General features: G+C 70.0%; 8 protein-coding genes and 1 pseudogene. 3 read left to right on the forward strand and 6 right to left on the reverse strand.

The window, feature by feature from the left end:
* The 6 genes and pseudogenes from AB0J68_RS20925 to AB0J68_RS20950 all read right to left on the reverse strand — a co-directional run.
* Positions 1-149, reverse strand: a pseudogene (locus tag AB0J68_RS20925) (4Fe-4S ferredoxin); the annotation flags it as partial.
* Complete coding sequence (gene fdh, locus AB0J68_RS20930; protein ID WP_363940035.1) at positions 139-3,411, reverse strand: formate dehydrogenase; 3,273 nt, start codon at positions 3,409-3,411, stop codon at positions 139-141. The pseudogene AB0J68_RS20925 and the gene fdh, both read right to left, overlap by 11 nt.
* Positions 3,412-3,500: 89 nt before the next feature.
* Positions 3,501-3,929 carry a DUF6069 family protein gene (locus AB0J68_RS20935; protein ID WP_363940037.1) on the reverse strand — a complete coding sequence of 143 codons (429 nt, stop codon included), beginning with the start codon at positions 3,927-3,929 and terminating at the stop codon, positions 3,501-3,503.
* A complete protein-coding gene (locus AB0J68_RS20940; protein WP_363940039.1) occupies positions 3,926-4,909 on the reverse strand; it encodes an RNA polymerase subunit sigma-70 in 984 nt (327 codons plus the stop codon). The genes AB0J68_RS20935 and AB0J68_RS20940 overlap by 4 nt, the downstream gene beginning before the upstream one ends.
* A gap of 86 nt (positions 4,910-4,995) precedes the next feature.
* On the reverse strand, positions 4,996-5,163 hold the full coding sequence (locus tag AB0J68_RS20945; RefSeq protein WP_363940041.1) for a hypothetical protein: 168 nt from the start codon (positions 5,161-5,163) through the stop codon (positions 4,996-4,998).
* An 11-nt stretch (positions 5,164-5,174) separates the two neighbouring features.
* The gene (locus AB0J68_RS20950; protein WP_363940043.1) at positions 5,175-5,948 is read right to left on the reverse strand and encodes a hypothetical protein; all 774 of its coding nucleotides are present in this window, start codon (positions 5,946-5,948) and stop codon (positions 5,175-5,177) included.
* Positions 5,949-6,009: 61 nt separating this feature from the next.
* Here AB0J68_RS20950 and AB0J68_RS20955 point away from each other — a divergent pair, with 61 nt between their 5' ends.
* The 3 genes from AB0J68_RS20955 (at position 6,010) to AB0J68_RS20965 (ending at position 8,270) form a co-directional block, all read left to right on the forward strand.
* Entirely contained in the window at positions 6,010-6,918 is a 909-nt protein-coding gene (locus tag AB0J68_RS20955) for a hypothetical protein (protein ID WP_363940045.1), read from the forward strand.
* A 354-nt stretch (positions 6,919-7,272) separates the two neighbouring features.
* Complete coding sequence (locus AB0J68_RS20960; protein WP_354862426.1) at positions 7,273-7,614, forward strand: hypothetical protein; 342 nt, start codon at positions 7,273-7,275, stop codon at positions 7,612-7,614.
* Complete coding sequence (locus AB0J68_RS20965) at positions 7,611-8,270, forward strand: nucleotidyl transferase AbiEii/AbiGii toxin family protein (RefSeq protein WP_354862427.1); 660 nt, start codon at positions 7,611-7,613, stop codon at positions 8,268-8,270. The genes AB0J68_RS20960 and AB0J68_RS20965 overlap by 4 nt, the downstream gene beginning before the upstream one ends.
* Positions 8,271-8,504 lie beyond the last annotated feature (234 nt).

Consider the following 8,504-nt stretch of genomic DNA (forward strand, 5'->3'; position numbering starts at 1 on the left):
TTCCACTCCTTGCAGGCCACCTCGCACGCCTTGCACCCGATACACACGCTCGTGTCGGTGAAGAACCCCATCCGCGGCGGCGCGTCCACATAGCCGGCGTCCGGCGCCGGATCGAGCGGCCCGTAGAGGCTGTTCGGGTCAGGAGCCATCGCGCCCCTCCACGTCCTGGTCGGTGGTGACGGCCGGCGCGTGTCCGCCCGGTGTGATCCCGGCCCGCCGCTGGTAGTCGGCGACCAGGTCGAGCAACGCCGTCCCGGTGGGCCGGCGGCCCGACCGGACGTCACAGGTACCGATCTTGCTCTCCTGGATGAGGACGTTGGGGTCGAGGGTGATGCCGAACAGGTCGTTGGCCGAGTCGCCGGTCACCAGACCCTCGTAACCGAAGTGGTACGGCAGCCACAGCTGGTGGATGATCCGACCGTCGACCCGCAGCGGGGTGAGCCGGTCGGTCACCAGCACCTTCGCCTCGATCACCGCGCGCCCGCTGATCAGGTGCGCCCACCCCAGATGCGCCAACCCGGCCTCGGCGGCCAACTCAGGCGACACCTCGACGAACATCTCCGGCTGCAACTCGGCCAGTGGGCGCACCGTGCGGCTCATCCCACCGGCGGTGTGGTGCTCGGTGAGCCTGCTGACCGTGAACACGTACGGGAAGACCTGGCTGTGTTCCTCGGGCGGGCTCGGGTTGACCGAGTTCACCGGGTGCGCGTACGACTTGCGGGTCGGGTTGGCCTGCTGCCGGTAGAGCGGGTTGCGCACCGGCGACTCGACCGGCTCGTAGTGCGTCGGCAGCGGCCCGTCCAGCACGCCGCTGGGCGCGTAGAGCCAGCCCTTGCCGTCGCCCTGCATGACGAACGGATCGTCGCCGGCGATCCCCTCCGGTCCGGACGCGCCGGCCGGCGGCCGGTACGACGGAGGCTTGGTCTTCTCGAAGTCCGGCACGTCGTAGCCGGTCCACTCGGCCTTCTCCGCGTCCCACCACACGTAGCGTTTGCGTTCACTCCACGGGTTGCCGGCCGGGTCGGCCGAGGCGCGGTTGTAGAGGATGCGGCGGTTCGCCGGCCAGGCCCAGCCCCACTCGGCGGCCACCCAGTCCTGCTCGTGTCGGGACTTGCGGCGGGCGGCCTGGTTGACGCCGTCGGCGTACACGCCGGTGTAGATCCAGCAACCGATCGCGGTGGAGCCGTCCGCACGGGCCTCGGTGAAACTGGACAACGGACGGCCGGTCGTCACGTCGTACCCGTTGATCTCCCGCAGGACCGACTCGGCGCTCGGCTCGGCGTGCGGACCGTGCGTGGGGTAGTCCCAGGTGAGGTCGAGCAGCGCACGGTCACGCGGCAGCGTCGAGTCGGCCAGCTTCTCCCGCAGCTTGCGGCCGAGGTGGTAGAAGAACCACAGCTCGGAGCGGGCGTCGCCCGGCGGCTCGACGGCCTTCTCCCGCCACTGCAACAACCGCTGCGTCTGGGTGAACGTGCCTTCCTTCTCGACGTGCGAGGCGGCCGGCAGGAAGAACACCTCGGTGCGACATTCCTCGGGCACGATCTCGCCGGTGGCCACCTCGGGGCCGTTCTGCCAGAAGGTCGCGCTTTCGATCATGAACAGGTCCCGCACGACCAGCCAGTCGAGGTTGGCCATGCCCAGGCGCTGCGCCCGGCCGTGCGCCGAGCCGACCGCCGGGTTCTGCCCGAGCAGGAAGTACCCCTTGATCTTCCCGTCGATCATGTTGAGCACCTGCTGGTAGGTGCCGTGGTCACCGGTCAGTCGGGGCAGGTAGCCGTAGCAGTAGTCGTTCTCCGGCGTCGCCGCGTCACCCCAGTACGCCTTGAGCAGGCTGGCGGCGAACGACTCGGCGTTGCCCCAGAAGCCCTTCTGGCCGGGGTGCCGGATGCTGTCCACCCACTCGCCGAAGGTCGGGTGGTCGGCGTGGTGCGGCATCGGCAGGTAGCCGGGCAGCAGGTTGAACAGCGTCGGGATGTCCGTCGAACCCTGGATGCTGGCGTGACCGCGCAGGGCCATCACCCCGCCACCCGGGCGGCCCATGTTGCCCAGCAGCAGCTGGATGATCGCCCCGGTACGGATGTACTGCACGCCGACGCTGTGCTGCGTCCACCCCACCGAGTAGATCAGCATGCCGGTACGGTCCCGGCCCGAGTTGGCCGTCCACGCCTGGGCCAGTTCGAGGAACTTCTCCTGCGGGATGCCGCAGACCCGCTCCACCATCTCCGGCGTGTAGCGGGAGAAGTGCCGCTTGAGGATCTGGTAGACGCAGCGGGGATGCTGCAGCGTCTCGTCCCGCTGCGTCTGCCCGCCCACCGGCGCGCCGTGCGACTCGTGCGCCAACCCCGCGGCGTTGTCGCGCTCCTGGGCGGTGTGCCCGCTGCCGGAGGAGCTCTCGTGGCCCTCGTACTGCCAGCTGTCCTGCACGTAGCTGCCGGTCTCCGGGTCGAAGCCGGAGAAGAAGCCGTCGCCGTCCTCGGTGTCGCTGAACTGCTCGCTGACGATCGTCGCCGCGTTGGTGTAGGCGAGCACGTACTCGCGGAAGTCCAGCTCGTTGTCCAGGATGTAGCGCACCACGCCGCCGAGCAGCGCGATATCCGTGCCCGCCCGGATCGGCAGGTACGCGTCGGCCACCGCGCTCGTACGCGTGAACCGCGGGTCGACATGGAACACCTTCGCCCCACGACGCTTGGCCTCCATCACCCACTGGAAACCCACCGGGTGCGCCTCGGCCATGTTCGAACCCTGGATGACGATGACGTCAGCGTTGGCGATGTCCTGCTGGAAATCCGTCGCACCGCCACGACCGAAGCTGGCCCCCAGACCGGGGACGGTGGCGGAGTGTCAAATACGGGCCTGGTTCTCGATCTGCAGCGCCCCCATCGCCGTGAACAACTTCTTGATGAGGTAGTTCTCCTCGTTGTCCAGCGTCGCCCCGCCCAGACTGGAGATCCCCAACGTCCGGTTGAGCGGCCGGCCCTGCTCGTCAACGTCCTCCCAGGTCTGCTCGCGGGCGGCGAGGATCCGGTCGGCGATCATGTCGAGCGCGGTGTCGAGGTCCAGGTCTTCCCACTGCGTCGAGTACGGCCGCCGGTAGCGGACCGTCGTCTGCCGCAACGGACTGGTCACCAGACTCTTGCTCGCCGAACCCTTCGGACACAACCGACCTCGCGAGATCGGACTGTCCGGATCACCCTCGATCTGCGTGACCTGACCGTCGGCGACGTACACCCGCTGACCACACCCCACCGCGCAGTACGGACAGACGGACCGGGCCACGCTCTCGGCGGTCTCGGTGCGGGCGGTCAGGCCAGCCGAGCGCGCGGACTTCGCCGCCGCGCCCCGGCCCAACGGGTCCGTGCCGGTGAGCTGCCGATACACCGGCCAGCCCTCGATGAACGTCCGCAGACCCATCCCCGACACCCCCTCCCACGCGAGCGACCTCACGAACATAAGTCAGATGAGGAGTCTTCGCTAATCGAGAGGGTGGCGTCGCGGCACCGTCACTCGGTGCGCAGGCTCCATCTCAGCGCGGGGATCATCACGGCCGCGGGAACGAGGTGCAGTCCGGCAAGGGCGGTGATGGTGGCGGCGCTGCCCCCGCAGAGCAGGGGCGCGACCAACGAGGTCGCGGTCAGCGACACCGCCGTCCACACCCATCGCGCGGCGGGGCGCACGCTCCACCGCAGCAGAGCGGCGGCGATGACGATGCCCACGACCGAGAAGACGCCGGTCACCACGGCGAACCCGGGTGTCGGGATCGTCTCGCCACCAGCGGGGACCGCGAAGTCGACGCCGGCGGCCCGGGCGAGCGCGGCGGCGACGGTGGTGGCCAGCACCGCGACCAGCGTGGCGAGGAGCCCGACACCGGCGAGCCCGCGCAGTCGGTGGGTACGGCTGGTCCGGCCCGACGCCGGGGCCACGGCGCTCACCTGGCACCGTCCGCCGGCAGGCGCTGCGGCAGCCCGAGCCGCGCGAACTGGTCGTCGTGGAAGACGACGATCTCGGCGACCGCCCCGCCGGTGACGCGCAGGACGTCGATGGTCAGCGGCAGGTACGCGCCCTCGGACTCCCGCCACAGGTAGAAGGCGACGGCGGGCTGCCGGTTCACGGCGGTCGGGACGCCGCGTAGGCGTCCCAGGTCGGCGAACCCATCCTGGATCCAGTCGTTCAGCACCGCGTCGCGGCCGACGTGGACGCCGGGAGTGGGCGGCATCGAACAGCGGACGTCGTCGCGCAGCATGGCGGCGAGCGCGTCGATGTCCTTGGCCACGCTCGCGTCGGTGAAGCGGCGCACCAGCTCGCGCGTCCCGGCGTCCTCCTCGCCGCCGGTCCAGTCCTGCCGCTCGGCGGGCAGGTGCTCGCGCATGCCGGCGCGGGCCCGTTGCAGCGCGCTGTTCACCGAGTTGACGGAGTCCCCGAGCAGCTCCGCGACGTCCTTCGCCGGCCAGCCCAGCACGTCCCGCAAGATCAACACGGCCCGGGGGCGCGGCGCGAGGTGCTGGACCGCCACCAGGTACGCCAGCTCGATCGTCTCCCGCGCGACCGCGACGGTCTCCGGCTCGTCCGCGTCTCCCGCCGGCAGCTCGTCGAGCAGCCGGTCCGGGTACGGCTGCAACCACCGCACCTCGCCGCCGGTCGCCGGCTCCGGGCGGCGCCTGGCGAGCAGGTCCAGGCAGGCGTTCGTGGCGATCCGGTACAGCCAGGCCCGGAACGACGAACGCCCCGCGAAGGTCTCCCGCCGCCGCCACGCGCGCAGCAACGTCTCCTGCACGGCGTCCTCGGCATCCTCGAACGACCCCAGCATCCGGTAGCAGTGCACGTGCAGCTCCCGCCGGTGCCGACCCGCCAGCCCTACGAAGGCCGGCTCGTCGACCCCACCCATCTGCTCGTCCGTGTGCGCACTCGTCACGTCATGCTCCCGTCTCGTCGTGTCCCGTCGCAGGTATGACGGGTGCGGGCGCGACAACTCATCACCGGGCCGGACGATCCTCCTAGCTAGGCGGCGACCCGGCCGAGCAGGTTGCGCCCGGACGGGTTGTAGTCCCGGAGTCGGCCGAACGTCTCGCGCTCCTGGCTGGAACGGATGAACTGGTCATCGGTCCACTCCTGCCCGACCGGCAGGTATCGCCGCGCGTTCGCGAGGCCGTCCAGTTGATGCAACACGTGGTAGGCGATCAGGTACTCACCGAACGTCGCGTGCAGGAGTCGTAGCTGCTGCCGGTGACGAGACTGCTGTTGACGTCCGCCGCGTGGATGAAGAAGAACCGGGCGATCGTACGGATCGCCGGGTCCAGCGGGCGGGACAACCGCTTCCGGTTCCCGGTGTACGCGGCCGACGACAGCAGCATCGGCGCCAGGTCGGCGTCCAGATCCTGGCCACTGACCGACTGCTGCCCCCGGTTGAACATGGCGAACGCCGCGATTCCGAGTTGCCACAGCTCGCGGTCCGCCTGGGCGGCGGCCTCGTCGCCCTCCAGCGGTCGACCCGCCGGCCGGGGCGCCTTGGTGACCTCACGACTCACGTAGCCGTTGAGCAGCCACTGGTAGAGCTGCCCCTGCGTGACCTGACCGGCGCCGTCCACCGGCGGGTCGTCCGTCGCCCCGAAGATCGCCAGCATGAGCAGGAGCAGCGGCTGACGGGCCAGCTCGCCCATCGACCACACGGCATCCGCGGCGAGCGGCTTGACCGTCGCGTTGGCGATCGGCTCCCGATTGACCTCGTTCCACATGTCGACCTGCTCGCGGTCGAAATCGCGCAACTTGATCACCAGCGAGCCGGCCGGGATGTTCGCGATGTTGACGACGACGGTACGGGAGGTCACCACGACGGCGACCGGCGAACCGATCGACGCCTCCTTCTCCTGGAACTCCTGCACCTCGTGCAGGAAGCCGGACTCGGTCGCGCCGGTGGCCTGCATCAGTTCGTCCAGACCGTCCAGGAGGACCACTCTGGTGACGTCCTGACTGGCGTCGGACAGCTGACGCCACCGCACACTTTCCGGCGCCCGGATGACCGAGAATCACCAGCGGGCGCTCCGCGCTGCAAGCCGAGGCGAAGTACGCGGCGAGAAAATGATCCAGCCGGTGCCCGTTCCGCTGCTGCTTCCACCACTCCTCCTCCCAGGTGCGGGACTGACCGTCGGTGACGGCCCACTGGAAGTGCGGATTTACGTAACCCGATTCGGTGGTCGGCATCCGCAGGCCCGACATCTGATCCATCTCGGTGACCTGGGCGATCGGCTCCGACAGGAGATGGCGGTTACGCTGCGCCATGATCGTCCGGTCGGGTCCGTGCTGCCTGTTCGGCAGGTACGGCAGGTCGTTGAGGAGCTGCTCCATGAGCGCGAGCGACCGTTGCTGGAACTGCACGGACGTGCGGTGCGCGGCCTCCTGGGTCGCCGCCACGAACCCGATCTGGTCCAGCAACGCCCACATGCCGAATTCCGGCACGTCGCCGGCCAGTCGACGGTAGTCGTCGCGGTAGGTTCTGATCGCGCTGTCGACGATGCGCGCCTGGATCAAATGCCCGAACTGGTAGCCCAGGTCAACCTCGATCTTCTCCCAGGCGGCGAGGCCCCGGAAGAAACCCAGACAGCGCTCCGTCATCGACTCGTAGAACGGGATCACCGAGGCCATCAGGTTGGCCTCGAACCCACAGCCCGCCCATGGCAGCGGCAGTTCCACCCCCAGCAGGTACGAAACGATGGTGTCGTGCGTGACAGCGCCACCGCCGGGAACCATCTTCTGTTTCTCGACCTCGGTGAGACGGAGGCTCGCGTACCCCTTGCCCACCTCGTTCAGGGCAGTGAAGAACGCGCCCGCCACCACCGCGGTGTGCGCGGCCGCGATCAGTTCGTGCCGTTCCCGACCCTTCGCGCCGAAGGGTACGGTCACGGAAACGCTCGACGGCCATCGTGATCTGCTGGACCAGCTCGTTCTTCTGGTCGATCCATCCCCACGCGGCGCTGATCGCCGGCAGCAGGGCGCCAGCGCCGCCGCTGCCGAGAGCCGCCAATCCCAGCAGGGTGCCGACCTTCTCACTCCACCCCGCGTCGTGCTTGCCGAGAATACGGCGGGCGGTTTCGAACGACATTGACGAACCGCTCACCGCGAGTCCCTTCAGATGACACCGGGAAGCGGCCACCCTAGCCCTGAAGAACCGGGCGAGCCGTCGGTTATCCGGCAGCTCTCCTCAACCACGCCGGGACGTGCGCGCAGGCCGAGGAAGGTCGCTTGAGCGACACCGGGACCGGCGGGCGTTACCCTGACAGCATGCAGGCCGTCTCGCCCACCGCGACCGGCGTGGTCTTCCTGGCCCGCCCGGGTCGTCCGGCCGTGGTGGCGCGCACGCTCACCGAGCTCACCGGCCCCACCCGCGGCGTCGTCGAGCTGCCGGTGCGGTTGATGTGGAACGCCGAGCGCACCTTCGACCTCGGCGACCCCGACCAGCTGCTCTGGATGTACGAGAACGTGCTGCGCGAGACCGCCAGCGCCGACGACCTGCGCATTCTGATCAACGGGCGGACACTGCGCCGGGTGTGGCGGTTGCTCAACCTGCCCCGGGGCGTCCGCCTCGCGTGGGAGAGCCGGCACCGCGGCCTGCGCGCGGCGTGATCGCACCACACCTGCACGAGTTCTACCGGGAGGTGGCCCGGGTGGCGCTGACCGCCGCCGGGCCGTACCGGTTCGTGCTGGGTGGCGGGGTGGCCTGGGCCGCGCACGGCCTGGTCGCCCGGCCGACCGAGGACGTGGACCTCTTCGCCGACGTCGAGGGTGCTGCCGCGGCGGCCACCGCCGGGGTGCGCGTGGCGCTGGAGCGGGCCGGGTTCACCGTCACCGACGCCGACCCGGACAGCGAGCTCGCCGATCTGTTCGACGGGTACGGCCAGGACATGAAGGACTTCGTGGTGAGCCGCGACGGGCGGCAGATCCGGCTCAGCCTGGCCCGGCTGGACCGGCAGCAGAGCCCGGTGGTGATGGACCTCGGCCCGGTGATGGACGTGCGCGACCTGGTCGCCAACAAGATCGCGGCGTTGGTCAACCGGCGCGAGGTCCGAGACTTCATCGACGTGGCGGCGGCCCTGGAGCACTACGACGTGACGCAACTGCTGATGCTCGCCCGGCAGGTCGACCCCGCGCTGGACCCGGCCGACGTACGGGCCGCCGGGCGTTACCTGGACCGGCTGTCCGACAAGCGTTTCGGCCGCTACGGCCTGGACGCCGACGACGTCGCCCGGGTGCGCCACCGCTTCACCACCTGGCCCCGCTGACGCCACCGCCCGCGAACCCGTACTTCTTCTTCCTCGCACCGTGCGGGCGGCTCCCCCGCGACCTCGTCGAGAGCGCCCTACCCTGCGACGGCCTGCGAAAACCGGGGCTGGCGTGGCGCAAGTGACAGGCGCTGGCTATGGTGCGCGAGGCGCTCACGAGGTGTGCCCGGGGCCGGTGCCCGGGACGAGCCGGCTGCTCGTACGCAAAAGGGCAGGAGCTGTCGTTCCTGCCCT

This window comes from Micromonospora sp. NPDC049580 (genome assembly GCF_040675595.1).
In the GTDB taxonomy this organism is placed as follows: Bacteria; Actinomycetota; Actinomycetes; order Mycobacteriales; family Micromonosporaceae; genus Micromonospora.